The organism is Streptomyces sp. NPDC004629, assembly GCF_042873595.1.
In the GTDB taxonomy this organism is placed as follows: domain Bacteria; phylum Actinomycetota; class Actinomycetes; order Streptomycetales; family Streptomycetaceae; genus Streptomyces.
In genome coordinates this window covers 181,417-205,470 of the sequence record NZ_JBIALO010000005.1, presented here as the reverse complement: position 1 = coordinate 205,470, position 24,054 = coordinate 181,417, and the positions used below count along the sequence as shown (strand labels likewise).

The following is a 24,054-nucleotide window of genomic DNA, read 5'->3' as shown; positions in this document are numbered from 1 at the left end:
GCCGGGAGGGCCGCCGGGTGCTCGTCCGATCCCCTCGAGGGACTGGCCGCCCCCCCCGCCCCGGCGCCCGCGCGTTGAGGCAACACAAGCAACCCAGGCAACCCAGACAGACGGCACACGGCCCGATCCACGCGCCGCCACCGCCCGCGGATACCGCACCCGGGGGAAATCCGGACCCCGCCGTTCCCCCGCACTGTGACGTGTGGCACCATGCTGGCCACCCCCACCGGCACAGCCCTCACAGGAGACACTCCTCGTGCAATCCGCCGTCCCGGAACTCGCACACACCCACACCCGCCCCATCCACTGGGTGGCCACCGCAACCGCTGTCGCCGGCGTCGTCGCCCTCTCCTCGATGCTCCAGCCCGGCTCGGCCAAGGCCGCCCAGCCCGCCGCGGACCGGGAGGCGAAGTCCGCCCCCGCGGCCACCGCACCCGGCACCACGGGCGTCGCCTTCCCCATCGACTGCGGAACCGTGAAGGCCGTCGTGAAACAGAAGGCCACCGGAGACCTCGACGGCGACGACAGCCCCGAAACCGTCGCCGTGGTGCACTGCGACGCCGCCATGGGCACCCCGCCCGACGGGGTGTACGTCCTCACCCGGGACGCACGGACCAAGCAGGCCCGCGTCGTCGCCACCCTCGTCGACCCCAAGGACCGGCTGACCGTCACCGACTTCGCCGTACGCTCCGGCGCGGTCACCGCGACCCTCCTCGGCTACTCCACGGCCGACGTGCCGAGTTGCTGCCCCGACGTGAAGACGCCCGCCAAGTGGCAGTGGAACGGCAGCGCGTTCATCCGGTCCACACCGGCGGCCGCCCACAGCGTATGAAACACCCCGTCCCGGGCGGGAATGTGAGAAATCAGACACCGGTCACGCGGGGTGACCCTGCCATCACTCTGCGTCCGGTCCGTACACCTCGGCCCTGTCCGAAACCCGACGCACATGGATGCACTCGCCCGGACACTCCCGCGCCGAGTCCACCACATCCACGACAAGCGGCAACGGCACCGCAGCCACTGCCCCCTTGGCCTGCAACAGCACGTCGTCCGCCCCCTTCACATAGGCCAGCCCGTCGATGTCCAGCTCGAACACCTCGGGCGCGTACTGGGCGCAGATCCCGTCCCCCGTACACAGATCCTGGTCGATCCAGACCTCCAGCGACTCACCACCGCCCACGATCTCCTGCCGCACAGTCATCCCTCCTGCCGTTCACGGACCGAGCCGACGGGAATCCGGCCAGCTCTGACGGGTGTTGAACCCCACGACCCTACCCGTGGCGGCTTCCCAATCATGTTCGGTGGGTATTCCCCTGGCGTGAGGGAGAGCGCAAGGGTGAAGATCGGACACACCTTGACAGTCTTTGTGATCTAGGGGTTTCAATCGACACCCACCCAGGTAGGGTCTGGAAGCGTCCAGCTCCCCTTGGAGGAGGTGAGGACCGTGGCAGCCCACGACGACGACATGAACCGCGGCATCCGCCCGGGACGAGGGTCCGAGGACCCTGCCGGGCAGATCGCCTACCTTGAGCAGGAGATCGCCGTCCTGCGACGCAAGCTCGCCGACTCTCCGCGACACACGAGGATTCTCGAAGAGCGGATCGTCGAGCTGCAGACCAACCTGGCCGGCGTGTCCGCACAGAACGAGCGACTCGCCAACACACTCCGCGAGGCCCGCGACCAGATCGTGGCCCTCAAAGAAGAGGTCGACCGGCTCGCCCAGCCACCGGCCGGCTTCGGAGTCTTCCTGCAGGCGAACGAGGACGGCACCGCCGACATCTTCACCGGCGGCCGCAAGCTCCGGGTGAACGTCAGCCCGAGCGTCGACCTCGACGTCCTGCGACGCGGCCAGGAAGTAATGCTCAACGAAGCGCTCAACGTGGTCGAAGCCATGGAGTTCGAGCGCGTCGGGGACATCGTCACCCTCAAGGAAATCCTGGAGGACGGCGAGCGCGCCCTGGTGCTCGGGCACACCGACGAGGAACGGGTGGTGCGGCTCGCCGAGCCGCTGCTGGACGTCACCATCCGCCCCGGCGACGCCCTGCTGCTCGAACCCCGCTCCGGCTACGTCTACGAAGTGGTCCCGAAGAGCGAGGTCGAAGAACTCGTCCTCGAAGAGGTACCCGACATCGGATACCAGCAGATCGGCGGCCTCGGCAACCAGATCGAGGCCATCCGCGACGCGGTCGAGCTGCCCTACCTCTACCCCGACCTCTTCAAGGAGCACGAGCTGCGCCCACCCAAGGGCGTCCTGCTCTACGGACCCCCCGGATGCGGCAAGACGCTCATCGCCAAGGCCGTCGCCAACTCGCTGGCCAAGAAGGTCGCCGAGGTCACCGGCCAGGCCGCGGGCAAGAGCTTCTTCCTGAACATCAAGGGCCCCGAGCTGCTCAACAAGTACGTCGGCGAGACCGAGCGGCAGATCCGCCTCGTCTTCCAGCGCGCACGGGAGAAGGCCAGCGAAGGCACCCCCGTGATCGTCTTCTTCGACGAGATGGAATCACTCTTCCGCACCCGCGGCTCCGGCGTCAGCTCCGACGTGGAAAACACCATCGTCCCCCAGCTGCTCGCCGAGATCGACGGCGTCGAAGGCCTGCAGAACGTCGTGGTCATCGGAGCCTCCAACCGCGAGGACATGATCGACCCCGCCATCCTGCGCCCCGGCCGGCTCGACGTGAAGATCAAGATCGAGCGTCCGGACGCCGAAGCGGCCAAGGACATCTTCGGGAAGTACCTCACCGAGCGCCTGCCGCTGCACGCGGACGACCTCGGAGAACACGGCGGCGACAAGGCCACCACGGTCCAGAGCATGATCCAGACCGCGGTCGAGCACATGTACGCCGAATCCGAGGAGAACCGCTTCCTGGAGGTCACCTACGCCAACGGCGACAAGGAAGTCCTCTACTTCAAGGACTTCAACTCCGGAGCGATGATCGAGAACATCGTCGGACGCGCCAAGAAAATGGCGATCAAGGAATTCCTCGAACACAACCAGAAGGGCCTCAGGGTCTCCCATCTCCTCCAGGCATGCGTGGACGAGTTCAAGGAGAATGAAGACCTGCCCAACACCACGAACCCGGACGACTGGGCCCGGATCTCCGGCAAGAAGGGTGAAAGGATCGTCTACATCCGCACCCTCATCACCGGAAAGCAGGGTGCAGACACCGGACGCTCCATCGACACGGTGGCGAACACCGGACAGTACCTGTAAACACAGGGCGGCTGCGGGTGCCCCACCGGGTACCCGCAGCCGACTGTTTTCCAGGCCACGCCGAACCAGGCAATGACGCAAATGATCTCCCCACCAGCGCAAAGGCGTTCTAGGCTCTTCGGTACCGCCGAGTCGCGCAGTGCGGGGACGGGCACCGCACACGCACCGGAGCGCCAGCGGTACTTGAGCGGCGCCCACGACCGAGGACGCCGCCGGGCAAGGAGGGCCGCATGACCGTACGGCGAGTAATGGGCATCGAGACGGAGTACGGCATCTCCGTCCCCGGCCACCCCAATGCCAATGCCATGCTCACCTCATCCCAGATCGTGAACGCCTACGCGGCAGCGATGCACCGGGCCCGCCGAGCCCGCTGGGACTTCGAGGAGGAGAACCCGCTGCGCGACGCACGAGGGTTCGACCTCGCCCGCGAAGCCGCCGACGCCAGCCAGCTCACCGACGAGGACATCGGCCTCGCCAACGTCATCCTCACCAACGGCGCACGCCTCTACGTCGACCACGCACACCCCGAATACAGCGCACCCGAGGTCACCAACCCGCGCGACGCCGTCCTCTGGGACAAGGCCGGCGAACGGATCATGGCCGAGGCCGCCGAACGAGCCGCCCAGCTCCCCGGCGCCCAGCCCATCCACCTGTACAAGAACAACACCGACAACAAAGGCGCCTCCTACGGCACGCACGAGAACTACCTGATGAAGCGGGAAACCCCCTTCTCGGACATCGTGCGCCACCTCACCCCCTTCTTCGTCTCCCGGCAGGTCTTCGCCGGAGCCGGCCGCGTCGGCATCGGCCAGGACGGCCACGAACACGGCTTCCAGCTCAGCCAGCGCGCCGACTACTTCGAGGTCGAGGTCGGCCTGGAGACCACCCTCAAACGCCCCATCATCAACACCCGCGACGAGCCGCACGCGGACGCCGAGAAATACCGGCGGCTCCACGTGATCATCGGCGACGCCAACCTCTCCGAGATCTCCACCTACCTGAAACTGGGCACCACAGCCCTGGTCCTGTCCATGATCGAGGACGGCTTCATCGCCGTCGACCTGGCCGTTGACCAGCCCGTACGCACCCTCCACCAGGTCTCCCACGACCCCACCCTCAAGCGCCTGGTCACCCTCCGCAGCGGCCGCACACTCACCGCGGTCCAGCTCCAGATGGAGTACTACGAACTGGCCCGCAAGTACGTCGAAGAACGCCACGGCGCGGACGCCGACGAACAGACCAAGGACGTCCTGGTCCGCTGGGAAGACACCCTGAACCGCCTGGAACACGACCCCATGAGCCTCGCCGGCGAACTGGACTGGGTCGCCAAGCGCGAACTCATGGAGGGCTACCGCCGCCGCGACAACCTGGACTGGGACGCCGCCCGGCTGCATCTGGTGGACCTCCAGTACGCGGACGTACGCGCCGAGAAGGGCCTGTACAACCGCCTGGTGGGCCGCGGACGCATGAAGCGGGTCCTGAGGGAGGCCGAGGTCGAACGGGCGCGCACGAAGCCGCCGGAGGACACCCGCGCCTACTTCCGGGGCCGGTGCCTGGAGCAGTACGCGGACGACGTGGCTGCCGCCTCCTGGGACTCGGTGATCTTCGACCTGCCCGGCCGGGACTCACTCCAGCGCGTTCCAACCCTGGAACCGCTTCGCGGAACGCGAAATCACGTCAAGGAGCTGCTGGACCGCTGCCGCACGGCGGAAGACCTGGTCAGGGTCCTGTCCGGCGGCTGATCGGGCCGGCGGCCCGCACCGGGCGCCCGGGGTGGAAATCCCGGCGCCCGGGAATCATCGAGGTGGCCCCCGTACGTTGGAGAAACTGCGGGGCCGATGTCGGACCCGGCTTGTAGGGTCTGATCATCACCGATCGGCAGGAATGCCGACCTGCCGACCATGTCGGGCGAACTGAGCGGGGTGAGGGTTATGGCGACCAAGGACACCGGCGGCGGCCAGCAGAAGGCCACGCGCTCTACCGAAGAGGTCGAGGAGCAGGCGCAGGACGCGCAGGCCTCGGACGACCTCAAGGAACGACAGGAAAAGCTGAGCGACGACGTGGACTCAGTCCTGGACGAAATCGACGACGTACTTGAGGAAAATGCCGAGGATTTCGTGCGGAGCTTCGTGCAAAAAGGTGGTCAGTAGAGGGAAATCGGTCACTTTGCCTTCGAATTGAAGGTTGCGGGGGAGTCGGGTGGCTGAGGACCCGAACGCGAAGCGATGCAGGAAATGTGGGCGGCATCTGCCTCGTGAGGCGTTCGCGCGAGACAGGAACCGGCGCGATGGCCTCCAGGTGCACTGCCGGAAGTGCGTGGCGGAGTACAGCGCCGCGCACTACCGGCGCCGCCGGGAGGCCATGGGCAAGCCGGTCCGGGAGAAGATGGACGTCCCGGCTGGGCACAAGCTCTGTCGCACATGCGGCGAGGTCAAGCCCCACAGCGAATGGCATCGCAACGCAACCGCCTCCGATGGGTTGTCGACCCGCTGTAAGGCGTGCCGGGCCGAGCAGGGGCGGCAGGGCCATCTGAAGCGTCAGTACGGACTGACCGAAGCGGAACGCGACGAGTTGATCGCCGCTCAAGGAGGCGTGTGTTGTATATGCCTTGCCGCCCCTGCCGAGCATGTGGATCACTGCCATGAGACGGGTAGGGTCCGTGGCGTACTGTGCTTCAGCTGCAACGCTGCACTGGGGCAGTTCAAGGATCAGCCCGAGGCCATAAGGCGGGCTGCTGCATACGTGGAAGGAAACGCGTGGAAGCCAACACTCGTAGCACCGGGCGTCTACCAGCTGCCTTCCTGACGCCTGGGTCCTCCTCCTTCATGGACTTTCTCTCCGATCACCAGCCGGACCTGCTGCCGGGCAGGCGGCAGCTGCCGCCCACGCAGGGGGTGATCGAGGCGCCGCACGGGACGACGATCGTGGCCGTGACCTTCCCGGGAGGCGTGGTGCTTGCCGGTGACCGCCGGGCCACGATGGGCAATGTGATCGCTCAGCGCGACATCGAGAAGGTCTTCCCGGCCGATGAGTACTCGGCCGTCGGGATCGCCGGTACCGCCGGTCTGGCCGTCGAGATGGTCAAGCTCTTCCAGTTGGAGCTGGAGCACTTCGAGAAGGTCGAGGGCGCCCAGTTGTCGCTGGAGGGCAAGGCGAACCGGCTGTCGACGATGATCCGGTCCAATCTGGGCATGGCGATGCAGGGGCTGGCCGTCGTGCCGCTCTTCGCCGGTTATGACGTGGACCGCGAGAAGGGCCGGATCTTCTCCTACGACGTCACCGGGGGCCGCTCCGAGGAGCACAACTTCGCCGCGACGGGTTCCGGCTCGGTCTTCGCGCGGGGTGCGATGAAGAAGCTGTTCCACGGCGAGTTGACCGAGGAGCAGGCCACGACCCTCGTGGTGCAGGCCCTGTACGACGCGGCCGACGACGACTCGGCGACCGGCGGTCCCGATGTCGCGCGCCGGATCTATCCGATCGTCACTGTGATCACCGAGGACGGCTTCCGCCGGCTCACCGAGGAGGAGTCCTCCGAGATCGCCCGTTCGGTCCTGGAGCGGCGTCTGGAGCAGCCGGACGGCCCGCGGGCCGCGCTGCTGTAGCCGGCTGTTTCTTTGCTAGGTGGTCCAGTGACTTCGACAGAAAGGGACGGATAACCGGTGTCGACGCCGTTCTATGTCTCACCCCAGCAGGCCATGGCCGACCGGGCGGAGTACGCCCGCAAGGGCATCGCCCGTGGCCGCAGCCTGGTCGTGCTGCAGTACGCCGACGGCATCGTGTTCGTCGGTGAGAACCCGTCCCGTGCGCTGCACAAGTTCAGCGAGATCTATGACCGGATCGGTTTCGCCGCCGCCGGCAAGTACAACGAGTACGAGAACCTTCGTATCGGTGGTGTGCGCTATGCGGATCTGCGTGGCTACACGTATGACCGGGATGATGTGACCGCTCGGGGTCTGGCCAATGTGTATGCCCAGACGTTGGGCACGATCTTCTCCAGTGCGGCTGAGAAGCCGTACGAGGTGGAGCTGGTGGTGGCCGAGGTCGGGGAGACCCCGGAGGGTGATCAGATCTATCGGCTGCCGCATGACGGGTCGATCGTGGATGAGCACGGCTCGGTCGCGGTGGGCGGCAACGCCGAGCAGATCAGTGGCTTCCTGGATCAGCGGCATCGTGACGGGATGAGTCTTGCGGAGGCGCTGAAGCTGGCGGTGCAGGCCCTGTCCCGGGACACGAACGGCAGTGAGCGGGAGATCCCGGCGGAGCGTTTGGAGGTCGCCGTGCTGGATCGGACGCGACCGCAGCAGCGCAAGTTCAAGCGCATCGTCGGCCGGCAGCTGTCGCGGCTGCTGGCGGGGGACGGCGCGGCCACGGAGGCGGAGAGCGCCGAGGGGGAGGGCACCGAGGGGGAGGGCTCTGGGGTCGAGTAGGGTCCGCGTCTGCTTAGTCATGCCTTGCGCGCCCCGGTCGGCCTCGCCGTCCGGGGCGCGGCGCGTGGTGCCCGCGGGGCGGCCGTCAGCGCGGCCTGGGTGGCGCTGTGGAGCCGCGTACTACTAGGTGTACGGGGATGTCGGCCCGGTCCGGCAGGCGGCCCTCCAGGACGTCCAGGAGGGCTTGCATGCCGCGTTCGCCGAACAGTTCCGCGTCGAGTCGTACGGTGGTCAGTTCGGGGTCGATGGCGGTGGCCAGGGCGAGGTCGTCGAGGCCGGTGACGGAGATGTCGGAGGGTACGTGGAGTCCTCGGCGGCGCAGTGCTTTGTAGGCGCCGGCCGCGAGTTTGTCGTCGTCGCAGACGAGGGCGGTGGGGTGGGGTCCGGGGGTGGCGAGGGCGGCGTGGGTGGCGGCTGTGGCGCCTTCGATGCTCAGGGGTGCGGGGATGGTCCGTACGGTGGCGCCGGGGACGGCTGCGATGCGGGTGGCCAGTTCGTGTGCGCGTACGTGGAACGTCCAGGAGGGTACGTCGGCGGCGAGGTGCAGGAAGCTGCGGTGGCCGAGTCCGAGGAGGTGTTCGGTGATCTGGCGGACGCCGTCGGCGATGTCCAGGTTGACGGTGGCGGCGCCCAGGCTGCCGTCCGGGTCGCTGTCGAGCATGATGAGGGGGAGTTGGTCGCCGCGGATGGCGGTGAGGGCGTCGGCGGCCATGGAGGAGGCGATCACTCCGTCCAGTGCGGCCTGTGCGGAGGCGAAGGGGTCGCGGGCCGGGCCGACGCCTTCCGGGGAGGGGTAGAGGACCACGCCGAAGCCGTGTCGGGCGGCGATGCGGGCGGCTCCGGTGTAGACGCCGGCGAAGAACTCGGTGGTGAGGGCGGGGACGACGAGGAGGACTGTGCGGGTGCGGCCGAGGCGGAGGTTGCGGGCGGCGAGGTTGGGGCGGTAGCCGAGGTCGTGTGCGGCGTCGCGGACTCGTTGGGCGGTGGCCGCCGAGACCCGGCCGTGCCATTTGTCGCCGAGGACGAGGGAGACGGCTGCCTGGGAGACGCCGGCTGCCTGGGCGACGTCACGGCTCGTCGGGCGCGTGCTGCTGGGTGGCACCGTGGGTGACGCTCCTTCGTCTGGACGTGCGAACAGCGCACATGGTACGTATGACCCCGGAAGTTATACGTAACACGTGAGGGTGACGACCGACCTCGGGTGAGCCGGTGGAGGGCAGGAGATGGTCGCGGGATACCTGGAGATCCTCAGGGCGAGGCATGCGGCCCGGCTGCTGGCGGGCACGCTGGTGGGCCGGCTGCCGAACGCGACGGCCGCGATCGCGCTGGTGCTGTTCGTGCGCGCGGAGGGCGGCAGCTACAGCCTCGCGGGGGCGCTGGCCGCGGTCTACGGCGTGGCCAACGCCGTCGGGCAGCCGGTCCTGGGGCGGCTGGTCGATCTGCACGGGCAGCCCCGGATCCAGTTGCCCGCCGCGGTGCTGGCGGCGCTGTCGATGGCGGTCTTCGCTCTCTGCGGCACGGACCCGCTGCCCCTCGCCTATGCCGCCGTGGCGGCCGCGGGCCTGTTCACGCCTCCCCTGGAGGGCGGTCTGCGGGCCCTGTGGCCGTCGGTGCTGCGCCGCGAGGAGCAGGTGCACACCGCGTACGCCATGGACGCGATCGCCCAGGAGGTCATGTTCACCGTCGGTCCGCTGCTGGTCACGTTGTGCGTGTCGGTGTGGTCGGAGCGGGCGGCCCTGCTGGTGCTGAACGCCGTGGGCGTGCTCGGGGCGCTGTCGGTGGTGCTGTCGCCGCCCTCGCGCGCGTGGCGTTCCGCGCCGCGGGAGGCGCACTGGCTGGGCCCGCTGCGCTCCCCGGGGCTGCTGGCGCTGCTCGGCGCGTTCCTGTTCGTGGGTGTCGCGCTCGGCTCCATCACGGTGGCCTCGGTGCCCTATGCCGACGAGCATGGCGGTGACGCGGTGTACGGCTGGCTGATGGCGGCCCTCGGGCTCGGCGCGCTGGCCGGTGGCACCGTGTACGGGGCGCGGCGCTGGAGTGGCGTGCCGGAGCGGCGACTGCGGGTGCTGGTGGCGCTTCTGGCGTTGTGTTATCTGCCGTTGATGCTGATGCCGGGCGCGGTGGCGATGGTGTTGCTCACCGTGGTCGCCGGGGTGTTCCTGGCGCCGTCGATCGCCTGTGCGTTCGTCATCGTCGACCGGCATGCGCCGAGCGGTACGGTCACCGAGGCGTTCTCCTGGCTTGTGACGACGTTCACCGTGGGGGCTTCGGTGGGAACAGGCCTGGCGGGTCCGGTGGTCGAGGCGGGTGGCGCGCTGTGGGGGTTCGCCGTTCCGGGTGCCGCGGGGGCCGTGTCCTTGCTGGTGTTGCTGGCCACCGGGCGGGTCCTCGCAGTTCCCGGCCAGGGGGCGGTGGTTGCGGGGTCAGCGGAAAATGATCCAAATCGTGCCGCCGAACCCCGTTTCAGTTCAGGGGATCGGGCGTAATGTTCAGTCATGGACCGCCGCATTTTCGGGCTGGAGAACGAGTACGGCGTCACGTGCACGTTCAGGGGACAGCGCCGCCTGTCGCCTGACGAGGTGGCGCGGTACCTCTTCCGCCGTGTCGTGTCATGGGGCCGTAGCAGCAATGTCTTTCTGCGCAACGGTGCCCGCCTCTATCTCGACGTCGGGTCACATCCGGAATACGCGACACCCGAGTGTGACAACGTGATCGAACTGGTCACCCACGACAAGGCCGGCGAGCGCATTCTCGAAGGGCTTCTGGTGGACGCGGAACGACGCCTGCACGAGGAGGGAATCGCGGGCGACGTCTACCTCTTCAAGAACAACACGGACTCGGCGGGCAACTCCTACGGTTGCCACGAGAACTATCTGGTGGCGCGGCACGGGGAGTTCTCCCGGCTCGCCGACATCCTCATTCCGTTCCTGGTCACCCGGCAGCTGCTGTGCGGTGCGGGGAAGGTGCTGCAGACGCCGCGCGGCGCGGTGTACTGCGTGAGCCAGCGGGCGGAGCACATCTGGGAGGGCGTGTCCTCGGCGACGACGCGCTCCCGGCCCATCATCAACACGCGGGACGAGCCGCACGCGGACGCGGAGCGTTACCGTCGGCTGCATGTCATCGTGGGCGATTCGAACATGTCCGAGACGACGATGCTGCTCAAGGTCGGGGCCACCGACCTGGTGCTGCGCATGATCGAGGCGGGCACGGTGATGCGTGATCTGACCCTGGAGAACCCGATCCGGGCGATCCGTGAGGTCAGTCATGACATCACGGGCCGGCGCAAGGTGCGTCTGGCCAGCGGGCGGGAGGCTTCCGCGCTGGAGGTGCAGCGCGAGTACTACGAGAAGGCCGTGGACTTCTGCGAGCGTCGTGGTATCCGCACCGGCACGGTGGAGCAGGTGCTGGAGCTGTGGGGCCGTACGCTCGACGCGATCGAGTCGGAGGATCTGGACCGGATCGCCACCGAGATCGACTGGGTGATGAAGTACAAGCTCATCGAGCGGTACCGGGCCAAGCACAACATGACCATGTCGCATCCGCGGGTCGCGCAGATAGACCTCGCCTACCACGACATCCACCGGCGTCGTGGCCTGTACTACCTGCTGGAGAAGAAGGGCCAAGCCACTCGGATCTGCAACGACTTGAAGATCTTCGAGGGGAAGTCGGTTCCTCCGCAGACGACTCGGGCCCGGTTGCGCGGCGACTTCATCCGGCGGGCCCAGGAGCAGCGCCGTGATTTCACGGTCGACTGGGTGCATCTCAAGCTCAACGACCAGGCGCAGCGGACGGTGTTGTGCAAGGACCCGTTCCGTTCGGTGGACGACCGGGTGGAGAAGCTCATCGCCGGCATGTGAGCGGGGCGTTGCGGTGTTCCCTTGTTCGAGTTCGCTCGAATGGGGGATCCGGCAAGAACGCCACACGGGCGCCGTACGTTTCCCGTACGGCGCCCTTCGCACGCCGTAGAGTTGCGCGGGCACGCCATCCGCAAGATCGACCGATTACGAGGGCCCCCACCGTGCGCCGACGCTCACTCCTCTTCGCTGCCGTACCCGCAGGACTGGTCACGCTCGCCGGGTGCGGCGACGGCAAGTCGGACTCCAGCAAGGCGAGCGCGTCTCCGTCCGCCTCGGCTTCGTCCGTGCCGCCGCCGAAGATCGTGGAAGGGCCGCTGCCGGCGATCACCGCGGGTGCGAAGTTCGGTGAGAAGCCGACCGTGGCCAAGGGGTCGGGGGAGCCGTCGAAGGACCTCGCGGTGAAGACGGTGATCGCGGGCGGCGGCAGGACGGTCGCGGAGAACGACTTTGTGCAGGCGCACTACCTGGGGCAGATCTGGAACTCGGCGAAGGTCTTCGACAATTCCTACGACCGCAAGAGCCCGCTGGTGCTCCAGTTGGCCGAGGGCAGTGTCATCGACGGCTGGCGGTATGCCCTGACCGGTAAGAAGGTCGGCAGCCGGGTCCTGATGGCGGTGCCGCCGACCTGGGGCTACGGCGCGTCGGGCAATGCGCAGGCCGGGATCAAGGGCACGGACACCCTGGTGTTCGTCGTCGACCTGGTGGATGTGTTCAACTCCAAGAGTTCGGCGCGGGGCAAGGAGGTCCCGCAGACCGATGCCGCCCTGCCGAAGGTCGGCACGAACACGGACGGCAACGCGCCTTCCGTCGACATCCCGAAGTCGGCGGCGCCGGGCAGGCTGGTGTCCGAGTACGTCCTGGAGGGCGACGGCGCCGCGCTGAAGGCGGACCAGACGATCCTGTGCCAGTTCCGGGGTGTGGTCTGGGACGGTGGCAAGACCTTCGAGCAGACCTATGGCTCGGGCCGGCTGAGCCAGTTCTCCTTGCAGCAGATGCAGCAGGTGGTCAAGGGGCTGTCGCAGGGCCTGACCGGTAAGAAGGTCGGCAGCCGGGTCCTCGTCGTGGTGCCCCCGGACCTGGCCTACGGCGATACGCCGCCGAGCGGTGACGTCATCAAGAAGGGCTCCACGCTGGTGTTCTCCGTCGACATCCTGGCGGCGATGTGAGGCCGAGGGCGTCGGGGAGCGCCCGCCCGTCGCGGGCGTGCCGGGGCCGGGGATGAAAGACTGTCCGCGTTCCGTGTCGTACACAAGCAGGAGCTAGAGACGTGAGCATCGAGAAGCCCGAGGTCGACTTCCCGGGCGGCGAGCCCCCGGCGGACCTTGAGATCAAGGACATCTGGGCGGGCGACGGTCCGGAGGCCAAGGCCGGGGACACCGTCTCCGTCCACTACGTGGGCGTGGCCTTCTCCACGGGCGAGGAGTTCGACGCGTCCTGGAACCGCGGCACGCCGTTGAAGTTCCAGCTGGGTGCCGGCCAGGTCATCGCCGGCTGGGACCAGGGCGTGCAGGGCATGAAGGTCGGCGGCCGTCGCCAGCTGACCATTCCGGCGCATCTGGCCTACGGCGACCGGGGCGCGGGCGGCGGCCGGATCGCCCCCGGCGAGACGCTGATCTTCGTCTGTGACCTGGTCGGGGTCTGATCGGATCCGATCATCCGGGGCCCGTGCCCGTCCGGCACGGGCCCTCGGCTTTTGCCGCGCCACCGTGGAGCGGTACGGTCAACGATCGTAAGCACCACAGGGAAGGCGAAGGGCGTCGATGGCCATTGCCAAGGCCGAGCGGCTGATGAATCTGGCACTGTGTCTGCTCGGGACGCGGCGGCCGCTCAGCAAGCGTGAGCTGCGGGAGTCCATCGAGGCGTATGTCGAGGCTTTCGGGCCGGGGAAGGCTTCGGCCGGCGGCGACGACTCCTTCAGCCGGATGTTCGAGCGTGACAAGGACGACCTGCGGGAACTCGGCCTGGTCATCGAGACCGTCGAGAACATCGACGGCGAGGTCGGCTATCTCGCCCGCCGGGACAGCAACCGGCTGCCGCCCATCACGCTGGACGCGGAGGAGGCCGCCGCGCTGGGGCTTGCCGCCAAGGTGTGGCAGCAGGCCCGGCTGGCCGGCGCGGCCAGCGGCGCCCTGCAGAAGCTGCGCGCGGCCGGGCTGCCCGAGGACGTCGACCCGTACGAGGCGCACGGGGCGCTGGAGCCGCGGATCCCGGTGCACGAGGCTGCCTTCGAGCCGTTGATGCTGGCCTGCCGTGACCGCCGCCCGGTGATGTTCGACTACCGCAAGGCCAGCGCGGCCCGTCCCGAGACCCGGCATGTCGAGCCGTGGGCGCTGGAGTGCTGGCGGGGCCACTGGTATCTGGCGGGCTGGGACCGTGACCGGTGTGCCGAGCGGGTGTTCCGGTTGTCCCGTATCACCGGCCGGGTCCGTTCCCGCGGGAGTGCCTTCACCGCTGCGGTGCCCGATGTCGTCACCGTGCGCGAGACCGTCGCGAGCTGGGCGGGTGAGATCGCGGACCGTTCGGCGCTGATCCGGTTGCGTTCCGGGGCGGGCTACCCCCTTCGGGCGAAGGCCACCGCCGTCCGGGAACTCGGGGACGGCTGGGACGAGTTGGAGATTCCGTACGGGCACGGTCTGGATGCCTGGCTGGTGGAGTTCGGGCCCGACGTGGTGGTCCTGGAGCCGGCCGAGCTGCGGGCCGATGTGGTGGACCGGCTGCGTGCCGTGGCCAAGGGCTGAGGGGGAGCGGAGCGGAACAGTGGCAGGCAAACCGGTCAGGCCCGTGAACGCCATCGATCAGACCCGGCGGATGCTCTCCCTGGTGACGTATCTGCGGGAGCGCCCCGGTGCCCGGGTCGCCGATGTGGCGCGTGCCTTCGGCGTCACCGAGGACGAGCTGGTCTCGGACCTCGATGTGCTGCCCATGTGCGGCACCAGCTTCCGTGGCGGTGATCTGCTGGACATCGACACGGACGGCGAGCGCATCTGGTGGCACAACCCGGCCGCGCTGGGCGCGGACGCGGCGGAGCCGCTCAGGCTGGCCGCGGACGAGGCGACCGCGCTGCTGGTGGCCGCGCGGGCCGTGGCCACCCTGCCGGGTCTGCGGGAGAGCGACCGGCAGGCGCTGCTGCGGGCCACCGCCAAGGTGGAAGGGGCGGCCGGTGATGCGGCGGGTGCCAGCTCGCGGCTCTCGGTGACCTTCGAGTCGGAGGGCGGTGTCTTCGCGGATGTCGATCGGGCCATCTCCGAGCGGCGCCGTCTGTGGATCCGCTACTACTCGCCCGCCCGTGACGAGGTCACGGAGCGTGAGATCGACCCCATCCGTCTGGTCAGTGTCGGCCACACCTATGTGGAGGCATGGTGCCGCCGCTCGGAGGCGCGCCGCACGTTCCGGCTGGACCGGGTCGCCGAGATCAAGATCCTCGACGAGGCGTCGGCGCCGCCGGAGATCGAGCTGCGGGATCTGTCGGAGGGGCTGGTGCAGCCGGCCGCGGAGGATCCGGAGGTCGTCGTCGAGGTCGGCCCGGGCGGTCGCTGGGTCGCCGAGTACTACCCGCACGACAGTGCCGATGAGCTTCCCGACGGCGGGTTGCGTATCACTGTGCGCACCCCCGATCCGGCTTCGCTGAGACGCCTGGCGCTGCGGCTCGGCCGTGACGGCCGGATCGTCTCGCCGCCCGAGCTGGCCGACAGCGCCCGGCGGGCCGCCCGCGCGGCGCTCGCCGGGTACGACGGGGTGGAGGCGGCGCAGGGCGCGCCGCGTGAGGCGACGCGCGCGGAGCGCGACGGGCTGTACGACAGGGCGCAGTGAGCCGGCGGATGTCCGTCCGGTGCCGTGGTGCCGGTGGGCGGCGGCCGGGCGCGGCGCCCGCGTCTCTTGCGGTTTTGCCCCGAAGGCGACCTATCACGAAGTGAGGAGCGAGGGCTTTGAGCGAGTCTGCGGTGTCCGACGCGGAGGAGATGACGGTCGCGGCCGCCTTCGCGGGGATGCGAAGAGTGGTTCCCGTGGTGTTCAGGGCGAACTGCCCGGAGTGCCGGGGCCGTTTCGAGCTGTCCGCCGGCGCCCTGCGGCTCGCCATCGGCGCCACCAGCCGTACGACGTTCTACTCCTTCACCTGTCCCGACTGCGGTGTCCTGGTCCGCAAGCCCGCGGGTGAACGCATCGTCGAGCTGCTGACCGACGGCGGGGTCAAGACGCTGCGGCTGCACTCCACGGTCTAGGCTCGACGCCATGTTCTGGGCGATGTTCGCGGTGGCCGCGGGTTTTCTGGGTCTGGCCGTCCTCGGTGTGCTCGCCGTGCGGGTCTTCGTGGAGGCGCGGCGCCTGGGGCGGCAGGTCGAGGAGTCCGCGCGCCGGATCGACCGCGCGGCCGAGGATCTGGAGCGGGCCGCGGTGAGCGCGTCCCGTGCCGCCGATGCGCTGTGAGGGCCGTGGTGAACGGCTGTGGCTGCACGAACCGGACGCGGTATGTGTCACTTCGCCCTGTCACGCTGCCCGTTCCGGCGGGTACGCTGCTGGTCGCGGTGCGCAGAACGAGGCCCGTACCGCGGACCGGGAGTACGCACAGGGATTGCCTCGCGTTCACCCCTGAGCGTTACGATCGCTGTCAGCACGGTCCTTCGGGCACATGTCCGAAGGGTCGGACAGCACCCCACCCAGCCGCCTCGGTGAGAAGGTAAAGACTTATGTTCGGAAGGCTCGGAGCCCCCGAGATCATTCTCATCCTCGTCGTCATCGTCCTGCTGTTCGGCGCGAAGAAGCTTCCGGACATGGCCCGCTCGCTCGGGAAGTCCGCCCGCATCCTCAAGAGCGAGGCCAAGGCGATGAAGGATGACGGCGGCAACAACACCGCCGCCTCCGCGCAGACCCCCAGCTCCGACGAGCAGTCCTCGGCCCAGCGCACCATCCAGGCTGCCCCCGGCGACGTGACCAGCTCGCGGCCGGTCACCGAGCCGTCGGACACCACCAAGCGCTGACGCAGGTCCGGAAGCTCCCGGCCCGCCGCACGAGATGAGGACGTGGGTTGCCCAAGCCTGCCCGCAAGAAGGAGAAGGATCCCGAGGGGCGGATGCCCCTTGCGGATCATCTTCGTGAGCTGCGCAACCGGCTCGCGAAGGCGATTCTGGCCATCGTCGTCGTCACGGTCGTCGCCGCCTTCTTCTACAACGACATCATCAACTTCCTCACCAAGCCGATCCTCGACTCGGTCGGCTGCGGGAAGTCCTTCGAGGAACTGGCCCGGTCGAGCGACGACACCCAGCAGTGCGCGCGGATCACCATCAACGGCCTCCTCGCCCCGTTCACGCTGGCCCTGCAGGTCTCCTTGACGGCGGGCGTCGTGCTCGCCTCGCCGATCTGGCTCTACCAGCTGTGGGGGTTTGTCGCGCCAGGTCTGCACGGGCACGAGAAGAAGTACGCCTACGCGTTCGTCGGCACCGGTGCCCCGCTGTTCCTCGGCGGCGCGTACTTCGCCTACCGGGTGCTGCCCACCACGGCGCAGGTGCTGATGCAGTTCACGCCGAACGACGTGGAGAACCTGCTGCCGCTGGACGACCTGCTGCAACTCGTCACGCGCATGGTGGTCGTCTTCGGTCTGTCCTTCGAGCTGCCCCTGCTGCTGATCATGCTCAATCTGACCGGCGCGCTCACCGGCAAGCGCATGCTCGGCTGGTGGCGGGCCATGATCATGGGCATCACGGTCTTCGCGGCCGTGGCCACGCCCAGCACCGATCCCGTCTCCATGCTGTCGCTCGCCGGGCCGATCTGGTTGCTGTACTTCGTCGCGGTCGCCTTCTCCCTGCTCAACGACCGGCGCAGGCGGCGGCGCGAGGCCGCGGGCCCCGCCGACGACGAGGCCTCCGACCTGGATCTGACGCCCGAGGACATCGGTGAGGTCGAGACGGTCTCCGCCAGCCGTGCGCTGCCCGAGCAGTCGAGCACGGACCGTGTCAACGGCTACGACGACGTGACCTGAGCGTTCGCGTCCCACGAACGGTGAGGGTGCCCGCGCCCGCAACGGCGCGGGCAGCCGCGTGTGCGGCGCCCGGGTGCGCCCGGCGTACATCCCGCGATCCGGATAATGATCGTCCTGTTGTCAGTGCGGCCCGGTACGCTCGAAAGCACGATGACAGAGGACCTCTCACCGGCCGAGCGGTATGCGGCAGCCCGCAGGCGGGCAGCCGAGCAGGCCACCGCGCTCGCGTCCTTCCGCGAGATGTACGACTTCGGCCTCGACCCCTTCCAGATCGAGGCCTGCCAGGCGCTTGAGGCGGGGAAGGGCGTGCTGGTGGCCGCCCCCACCGGCTCCGGGAAGACCATCGTGGGCGAGTTCGCCGTCCACCTCGCGCTACGCCAGGGCAAGAAGTGCTTCTACACGACACCCATCAAGGCGTTGTCGAACCAGAAGTACGCCGACCTGTGCCGCCGCTACGGCTCCGACAAGGTGGGCCTGCTCACCGGCGACAACAGCGTGAACTCCGACGCCCCGGTGGTCGTGATGACCACCGAGGTGCTGCGCAACATGCTGTACGCGGGCTCCCGGACCCTGCTCGGCCTCGGCCATGTGGTCATGGACGAGGTGCACTATCTCTCCGACCGCTTCCGTGGCGCGGTGTGGGAGGAGGTCATCATCCACCTCCCCGAGTCGGTCACCCTGGTCTCGCTGTCGGCGACGGTCTCCAACGCCGAGGAGTTCGGCGACTGGCTGGACACCGTACGCGGTGACACGGAGGTGATCGTCTCCGAGCACCGGCCGGTGCCGCTGTTCCAGCATGTGCTCGCCGGACGCCGGATGTACGACCTGTTCGAGGAAGGCGAGGGCCACAAGAAGGCGGTCAACCCCGACCTCGCCCGGCTCGCCCGAATGGAGGCCAGCAGACCCTCCTACCAGGACCGCAGACGCGGCCGTGCGATGCGCGAGGCGGACCGTGAGCGGGAGCGGCGGCAGCGTTCCCGGGTGTGGACGCCGGGCCGCCCCGAGGTCATCGAACGGCTCGACTCCGAGGGCCTGCTGCCCGCCATCACCTTCATCTTCAGCCGGGCCGCCTGCGAGTCCGCCGTCCAGCAGTGCCTGTACGCGGGTCTGCGGCTCAACGACGAGGAGGCCCGGCAGCGGGTGCGCGACCTCGTGGAGGAGCGCACCGCCTCCATCCCCCGCGAGGACCTGCATGTCCTCGGCTACTACGAGTGGCTGGAGGGCCTGGAGCGGGGCATCGCCGCCCACCACGCGGGCATGCTCCCCACCTTCAAGGAGGTCGTCGAGGAACTGTTCGTGCGCGGCCTGGTGAAGGCCGTCTTCGCCACCGAGACCCTGGCGCTCGGCATCAACATGCCGGCCCGCTCGGTGGTGCTGGAAAAGCTCGTCAAATGGAATGGCGAGCAGCACGCCGACATCACCCCCGGCGAGTACACGCAGCTCACCGGGCGGGCCGGCCGGCGCGGCATCGACGTCGAGGGCCATGCGGTGGTGCTGTGGCAGCGCGGCATGAGCCCCGAACACCTCGCGGGCCTGGCGGGCACCCGCACCTATCCGCTGCGCTCCAGCTTCAAACCGTCGTACAACATGGCGGTCAACCTGGTCGAGCAGTTCGGCAGGCACCGCTCGCGCGAACTGCTGGAGACCTCCTTCGCGCAGTTCCAGGCGGACCGGTCGGTCGTCGGGATCTCCCGGCAGGTGCAGCGCAACGAGGAAGGTCTTTCGGGCTACAAGGAGTCCATGACCTGCCACCTCGGCGACTTCGAGGAGTACGCGCGACTGCGTCGTGAACTGAAGGACCGGGAGAACGAACTGGCCCGGCAGGGTGCGGCCCAGCGGCGTGCCGAGGCCGCCGTGGCCCTGGAGAAGCTCCGGCCTGGCGACGTCATCCATGTGCCCACCGGCAAGTACGCGGGCCTGGCCCTGGTGCTCGACCCCGGCCTGCCCGCCGGACGCTCCAACGGCCACCGCGGCTTCGAGTACCACGACGGGCCGCGGCCCCTCGTCCTCACCGTCGAACGGCAGGTCAAGCGGCTGGCGTCGATCGACTTCCCGGTGCCGGTCGAGCCGCTGGAGCGGATGCGCATCCCGAAGACGTTCAACCCGCGTTCGCCGCAGTCCCGTCGGGACCTGGCGTCCGCGCTGCGCAGCAAGGCGGGGCACATTCCGCCGGAGCGGCACCGCAAGAAGCGTGCGCAGGCCGCCGACGACCGGGAGATCGCCCGGCTGCGCACCGCGCTCCGCGCGCACCCCTGCCATGGCTGCAACGACCGTGAGGACCACGCCCGTTGGGCGGAGCGCTACCACCGGCTGCTGCGCGACACCTCGCAGCTGGAGCGCCGTATCGAGGGGCGTACGAACACGATTGCGCGGACCTTCGACCGGATCGTGGCGCTGCTCACCGAACTCGACTACCTGCGGGGCGACGAGGTCACCGAACACGGCAAGCGGCTCGCCCGGCTGTACGGCGAACTCGACCTGCTGGCCAGCGAGTGTCTGCGCGAGGGGGTCTGGGAGGGGCTGGGGCCCGCCGAACTCGCGGCCTGTGTCTCGGCGTTGGTGTACGAGGCGCGGGTCGGTGACGATGCGCTGGCGCCCCGGGTGCCCTCGGGCCGGGCGAAGGCGGTGCTCGGCGAGATGGTCCGTATCTGGGGGCGGCTCGACGGTCTGGAGGAGGAGTTCCGGATCACCCAGACCGAGGGGGTGGGGCAGCGCGAGCCCGATCTCGGTTTCGCCTGGGCCGCCTATATGTGGGCTTCCGGTACGGGCCTGGACGAGGTGCTGCGCGAGGCGGAGATGCCGGCCGGGGACTTCGTGCGGTGGTGCAAGCAGGTGATCGATGTGCTCGGGCAGATCTCTGCGGCGGCTCCTGCGGAGGGCTCGACCGTGGCCAAGAGTGCGCGTAAGGCGGTGGAGCAGTTGCTGCGGGGTGTGGTGGCCTATTCGTCGGTGGGGTGACGGTTGGGCCGGTGGGTGCGGGGCGGTTTTGGCGGTTTGCGCAGTTCCCCGCGCCCCTTTGGGGGTGGCTGTCCGGGGGTGTGGGTGCGGGTTGTGTGTGGTTGTTCGCGCAGTTCCCCGCGCCCCTTTGGGGGTGTGACTGCCGGGGAGTGGGTGCGGGTTGTGTGTGGTTGTTCGCGCAGTTCCCCGCGCCCCTTTGGGGCGTGGCTGCCGGGAGTGTGGGTGCGGGTTGTGTGGGGTTGTTTGCGTAGTTCCCCGCGCTCCTTTGGGGTGTGGGTGGGGTGGTCTCGCGTGCTGGAGCGGCCGGGTCAGCTTGCGGTCCATTCCGGGTACGCGGACCAGGCCGTGAGCGTTCGCGCGCTGTGGAACCGGTGCTCCGCCCCGGTGACCGGATCGGTGAACTCCAGCCGCCGCGCCAGAAGTTGCAACGGCCGTCGGAAGTCACCGGCCGGCCCGGGGCCGGTCACCACCGGATACAGCGGATCGCCGAGGATCGGCACGCCCAGGGCGTTCATGTGCACCCGCAGCTGATGTGTCTGCCCGGTGTGCGGGGTCAGCCGGTAGCGGGCCAGCGCGTCGCGAACCCGGACATCGGCCAGTTCGACGCGGGTCACCGCGTTCGGCTCACCCGCGACCTGCCGCGCGGCCGGCACCCCGCGCTCCTTCAGGATCCGGCTGCGCACCGTCCGGGGCAGGGCGAGCGCGGGATCGTACGGGGCGACGGCCTCGTACTCCTTGCGCACCAGCCGGTCGCGGAACAGCGACTGGTAGGCGCCGCGCTCCTCGGGCCGCACCGTGAACAGCACCAGCCCCGCCGTCAGCCGGTCCAGGCGGTGCGCCGGGGACAGCGTGGGAACGCCCAGTTCCCGGCGCAGCCGCGTCAGCGCCGTCTGAACGATGTGGCCGCCGCGCGGGGTCGTGGCGAGGAAGTGCGGCTTGTCGGCGACGACCAGGTGCGCGTCCCGGTGGACGACCTCCAGTTCGAACGGCACGGGTACCTCGGCGGGCAGCTCCCGGTGGAACCACACATACATGCCGGGCACGTACGGATCGTCGGGTGTGACCGGCCGCCCGTCGGCCGTGACGATCCGGCCGGCCGCCAGCATCCCGTCGACCATGCCGGGCGGTGCACCGGACAGCCGCGCCACGAGATGCGCGCGCACCGTCTCCCAGGGCCCCGCTGCGGGCAGCCGCACCCGCACGGGGTCCACGCCGTCGCGCGCGGGCAGCGGAGCGGGCGGGATGCGGGTCCTTCGTCTCATCACGGCCCAGCGTACGGGGCGCCGCCCGCGCGTGTCCGACGGCCTCGGCGCCGCGCGAAGGCCGGCGGCCTCGGCCGGTTCCTGGGCGTCCGCGACGCCTGCGACCCGCCGCCCGCGCACCGCCCAGGCCCGGTGGCCGGCCCCGCGCCCTCGTAGTGGCGGTGGGGAGGTGGCGATGTGCTGAGCCGGGTGGTCGGCAGGCTCGGCCGTCGTCGGAGCAGAGACGGCGTGGTGCGACGGAGTCGACATCCGGTCGGCCCGGGGCGATGTGGTTGTCGGGGCGGGTCGCCGCGGGCGGGGGAGAGGTGGCGGGGTGGCGGTTGTCGGGCTCAGCCGGTCGTGGCGGCGGTCGTCATGCGGCGGCGGTGCCCTCCTGTTCCACCTCGATGCGGGCGTTCCACTCCCGCTTGGACGCCTGCCAGCCGTCCTCGTCGTGCCCCAGCCGCCAGTAGCCGGAGATCGACAGATCCTCGCGGGGGATCGCGTACTCGACCCGCAGCAGCCGGCGCAGCTCCTTCACGAAGCCCGCCTCGCCGTGCACGAACGCCTGCATCCGGCCCGCCGGGAACTCCAGCGCCCGTACGGCCTCGACCAGGGCCTCGCCGACCGGCCGGTCCCCGCGGTGCAGCCAGGCGACCGTCACGTCGGAGTCGATCTTCTGCTCCTCCTGCGGCCCGGACACCTCCACGAAGGCATGGGCCCGGGCACCGGCAGGCAGCGTCTCCAGGGCGCGGGCGATCGCGGGCAGCGCGCTCTCGTCGCCGGCCAGCAGATGCCAGTCCGCGCTCGCGTCGGGCGCGTAGGCGCCGCCGGGGCCCATGAACCACACGGTCTCGCCGGGCCGCACGCGCAGCGCCCACGGACCGGCCAGACCCTCGTCGCCGTGCACCACGAAGTCCAGGGTCATCTCCCGGTGCTGGGCATCCCAGTCACGCACCGTGTACGTCCGGGTCACCGGCCACTGCTCACGGGGGAACTCCGCGCGGATCCGCTCCAGGTCGAAGGGCTCCGGATAGGCCGCGCCCGCCACCGGGAACAGCAGTTTCACATAGTGGTCGGTGCAGGTGTCCGCCGCGAACTCGGCCAGCCCCGCACCGCCGAGCACGACCCGCTGCATGTGCGGGGTCAGCCGCTCGGTGCGGATGACCTGCGCGGAGTGGGGCTTCCGCGCCCTCCGTGCCGGACGTTCTGCCATGGCTGCCTCCCTGTCACTTCCCTTAGGTTTACCTAAGTTAGCACCATGCGCTTGCGGCCGACAGGAACGCGGTCCGGAACAGCGCCCGGACGCCGCTCACCCGGCGAGCGTGGTGAGGAGCCGTTGCAGCGACCCGCCCAGCCCCCAGCGCGCCGTCAGCGCTTCCAGGCCCGCCGGGTCGCGCGGGGCGCGCGGCAGCGCCGTGTCGACGTCAGGCAGCGGCACGTCGGCGGCGACCCGGACGACCGTCGGGGCGACCGCGACATACGCCCTGGCCTCGTCCAGACGCTTGCGCTGCGACGGGGTCAGGCCGGCCTTCGGGTCGTCGACCGCGGCCATGATCCCGGCCAGGTCGCCGAACGCGGCGAGCAGCTTCGCCGCCGTCTTCTCACCGATGCCGGGCACCCCGGGCAGCCCGTCGCTCGGGTCGCCCCGCAGCAGCGCCAGATCCGCGTACCCCCGGCCGTCGACGCCGTACTTCCCGCGCAGTACGGCCTCGTCCGTGAGCTGGAGCGTGCCCACTCCCTTGAGCGGGTACAGCACCCGCACCCCGCGCGCGTCGTCCACCAGCTGGTACAGGTCGCGGTCGCCGGTGACGATGTCGACCGGGCCCGCGGCGCGCGCGGTGAACGTGCCGATCACGTCGTCCGCCTCGTACTCCGCGACGCCCACCCGGGCGATGCCGAGCGCGTCCAGCACCTCCTCGATGACCGGCACCTGCGGGGAGAGCGTGTCCGGCACCTCCTCCGTGTCGGGGCCCTGCGCATGCTCCTCGGCGACCCGGTGCGCCTTGTACGTGGGGATGAGCTCGACCCGCCACGCGGGCCGCCAGTCGGCGTCCATGCAGGCCACCAGCCGGTCGGGCCGGTGGTCCCGCACCAGGCGGTCGATGAAGTCCAGCAGCCCGCGCACGGCGTTCACCGGGGTGCCGTCCGGTGCCTTCACGGAGTCGGGGACGCCGAAGTACGCACGGAAGTACAGCGAGGCGGTGTCGAGGAGCATGAGTCGTCCGGTCACGTCCCGCATCATGCCGTACGGCACCGACACCCGCCCGCGACCAGCGGCGACGGCCCCGCCCACCCGTGGTGTGAAGTGGACCACTCGGGCGTTTGCACTCCTCGGATCGGGGCAGGCGCGGCCTCTGTTCCCCGGCCCCCGAGACGAGAGGTACGC

The 24,054-nt window shown here is 69.6% G+C and carries 23 protein-coding genes; 18 read left to right on the top strand and 5 right to left on the bottom strand.

Translation table 11 applies throughout. The features are described 5' to 3' along the window. Nucleotides 1-256 precede the first annotated feature (256 nt). Complete coding sequence (locus ACFYTE_RS09790; RefSeq protein WP_388707245.1) at nt 257-832, top strand: hypothetical protein; 576 nt, start codon at nt 257-259, stop codon at nt 830-832. Nucleotides 833-895: 63 nt separating this feature from the next. On the opposite strand, the gene ACFYTE_RS09785 is transcribed toward ACFYTE_RS09790, so the two are convergent. Beyond that, nucleotides 896-1,201, bottom strand: a complete 306-nt coding sequence (locus tag ACFYTE_RS09785; protein WP_388707244.1) for a ferredoxin — start codon at nt 1,199-1,201, stop codon at nt 896-898. Nucleotides 1,202-1,444: 243 nt separating this feature from the next. On the opposite strand from ACFYTE_RS09785, the gene arc reads away from it, so the two are divergent. The 6 genes from arc (at nt 1,445) to prcA (ending at nt 7,638) form a co-directional block, all read left to right on the top strand. Further along, complete coding sequence (gene arc / locus ACFYTE_RS09780) at nt 1,445-3,211, top strand: proteasome ATPase (protein WP_388707241.1); 1,767 nt, start codon at nt 1,445-1,447, stop codon at nt 3,209-3,211. 230 nt (nt 3,212-3,441) lie between these two features. After that, a complete protein-coding gene (gene dop, locus ACFYTE_RS09775; RefSeq protein WP_388707239.1) occupies nt 3,442-4,953 on the top strand; it encodes a depupylase/deamidase Dop in 1,512 nt (503 codons plus the stop codon). A gap of 189 nt (nt 4,954-5,142) precedes the next feature. Then, entirely contained in the window at nt 5,143-5,361 is a 219-nt protein-coding gene (locus tag ACFYTE_RS09770; protein WP_108011740.1) for a ubiquitin-like protein Pup, read from the top strand. Nucleotides 5,362-5,410: 49 nt separating this feature from the next. Further along, entirely contained in the window at nt 5,411-6,016 is a 606-nt protein-coding gene (locus ACFYTE_RS09765) for an endonuclease VII domain-containing protein (protein ID WP_388707236.1), read from the top strand. Continuing rightward, nucleotides 5,968-6,813, top strand: coding sequence for a proteasome subunit beta (prcB, locus tag ACFYTE_RS09760; RefSeq protein ID WP_388707233.1), 846 nt, complete (start codon nt 5,968-5,970; stop codon nt 6,811-6,813). The genes ACFYTE_RS09765 and prcB overlap by 49 nt, the downstream gene beginning before the upstream one ends. Nucleotides 6,814-6,870: 57 nt before the next feature. Next, entirely contained in the window at nt 6,871-7,638 is a 768-nt protein-coding gene (gene prcA / locus ACFYTE_RS09755) for a proteasome subunit alpha (RefSeq protein ID WP_388707232.1), read from the top strand. Between the two features lie 85 nt (nt 7,639-7,723). Here prcA and ACFYTE_RS09750 read toward each other — a convergent pair whose 3' ends face one another. Continuing rightward, on the bottom strand, nt 7,724-8,740 hold the full coding sequence (locus tag ACFYTE_RS09750) for a LacI family DNA-binding transcriptional regulator (RefSeq protein WP_388707229.1): 1,017 nt from the start codon (nt 8,738-8,740) through the stop codon (nt 7,724-7,726). A gap of 121 nt (nt 8,741-8,861) precedes the next feature. Here ACFYTE_RS09750 and ACFYTE_RS09745 point away from each other — a divergent pair, with 121 nt between their 5' ends. The 11 genes from ACFYTE_RS09745 (at nt 8,862) to ACFYTE_RS09695 (ending at nt 20,424) form a co-directional block, all read left to right on the top strand. Next, nucleotides 8,862-10,121: an MFS transporter gene (locus tag ACFYTE_RS09745; protein WP_388707227.1), complete on the top strand. Its 1,260-nt coding sequence runs from the start codon at nt 8,862-8,864 to the stop codon at nt 10,119-10,121. Between the two features lie 9 nt (nt 10,122-10,130). Next, the gene (pafA, locus tag ACFYTE_RS09740; RefSeq protein ID WP_388707225.1) at nt 10,131-11,492 is read left to right on the top strand and encodes a Pup--protein ligase; all 1,362 of its coding nucleotides are present in this window, start codon (nt 10,131-10,133) and stop codon (nt 11,490-11,492) included. Between the two features lie 161 nt (nt 11,493-11,653). Then, nucleotides 11,654-12,658 carry an FKBP-type peptidyl-prolyl cis-trans isomerase gene (locus tag ACFYTE_RS09735; RefSeq protein ID WP_388707224.1) on the top strand — a complete coding sequence of 335 codons (1,005 nt, stop codon included), beginning with the start codon at nt 11,654-11,656 and terminating at the stop codon, nt 12,656-12,658. Nucleotides 12,659-12,759: 101 nt separating this feature from the next. Next, nucleotides 12,760-13,134, top strand: a complete 375-nt coding sequence (locus ACFYTE_RS09730) for an FKBP-type peptidyl-prolyl cis-trans isomerase (protein ID WP_388707222.1) — start codon at nt 12,760-12,762, stop codon at nt 13,132-13,134. 118 nt (nt 13,135-13,252) lie between these two features. Then, nucleotides 13,253-14,230 (top strand): helix-turn-helix transcriptional regulator, encoded by a 978-nt coding sequence (locus tag ACFYTE_RS09725; protein WP_388707221.1) that lies wholly within the window; start codon nt 13,253-13,255, stop codon nt 14,228-14,230. A gap of 19 nt (nt 14,231-14,249) precedes the next feature. Then, a complete protein-coding gene (locus tag ACFYTE_RS09720; RefSeq protein WP_388707219.1) occupies nt 14,250-15,302 on the top strand; it encodes a helix-turn-helix transcriptional regulator in 1,053 nt (350 codons plus the stop codon). 116 nt (nt 15,303-15,418) lie between these two features. After that, nucleotides 15,419-15,712, top strand: a complete 294-nt coding sequence (locus ACFYTE_RS09715; protein ID WP_388707218.1) for a hypothetical protein — start codon at nt 15,419-15,421, stop codon at nt 15,710-15,712. Between the two features lie 10 nt (nt 15,713-15,722). Continuing rightward, nucleotides 15,723-15,917: a hypothetical protein gene (locus tag ACFYTE_RS09710; protein WP_388707217.1), complete on the top strand. Its 195-nt coding sequence runs from the start codon at nt 15,723-15,725 to the stop codon at nt 15,915-15,917. Nucleotides 15,918-16,177: 260 nt separating this feature from the next. Beyond that, nucleotides 16,178-16,468, top strand: a complete 291-nt coding sequence (tatA, locus tag ACFYTE_RS09705; protein ID WP_388707215.1) for a Sec-independent protein translocase subunit TatA — start codon at nt 16,178-16,180, stop codon at nt 16,466-16,468. 47 nt (nt 16,469-16,515) lie between these two features. After that, the gene (tatC, locus tag ACFYTE_RS09700) at nt 16,516-17,466 is read left to right on the top strand and encodes a twin-arginine translocase subunit TatC (protein WP_388707213.1); all 951 of its coding nucleotides are present in this window, start codon (nt 16,516-16,518) and stop codon (nt 17,464-17,466) included. 105 nt (nt 17,467-17,571) lie between these two features. Then, nucleotides 17,572-20,424 carry a DEAD/DEAH box helicase gene (locus tag ACFYTE_RS09695; RefSeq protein ID WP_388707210.1) on the top strand — a complete coding sequence of 951 codons (2,853 nt, stop codon included), beginning with the start codon at nt 17,572-17,574 and terminating at the stop codon, nt 20,422-20,424. A gap of 308 nt (nt 20,425-20,732) precedes the next feature. On the opposite strand, the gene ACFYTE_RS09690 is transcribed toward ACFYTE_RS09695, so the two are convergent. The 3 genes from ACFYTE_RS09690 to ACFYTE_RS09680 form a co-directional block, all read right to left on the bottom strand. Beyond that, the gene (locus ACFYTE_RS09690; protein ID WP_388707208.1) at nt 20,733-21,686 is read right to left on the bottom strand and encodes an RluA family pseudouridine synthase; all 954 of its coding nucleotides are present in this window, start codon (nt 21,684-21,686) and stop codon (nt 20,733-20,735) included. Nucleotides 21,687-22,038: 352 nt separating this feature from the next. Further along, nucleotides 22,039-22,881, bottom strand: a complete 843-nt coding sequence (locus ACFYTE_RS09685) for a siderophore-interacting protein (protein WP_388707205.1) — start codon at nt 22,879-22,881, stop codon at nt 22,039-22,041. Nucleotides 22,882-22,977: 96 nt separating this feature from the next. Beyond that, the gene (locus ACFYTE_RS09680; RefSeq protein ID WP_388707605.1) at nt 22,978-23,907 is read right to left on the bottom strand and encodes a 5'-3' exonuclease H3TH domain-containing protein; all 930 of its coding nucleotides are present in this window, start codon (nt 23,905-23,907) and stop codon (nt 22,978-22,980) included. Between the last annotated feature and the right edge of the window lie 147 nt (nt 23,908-24,054).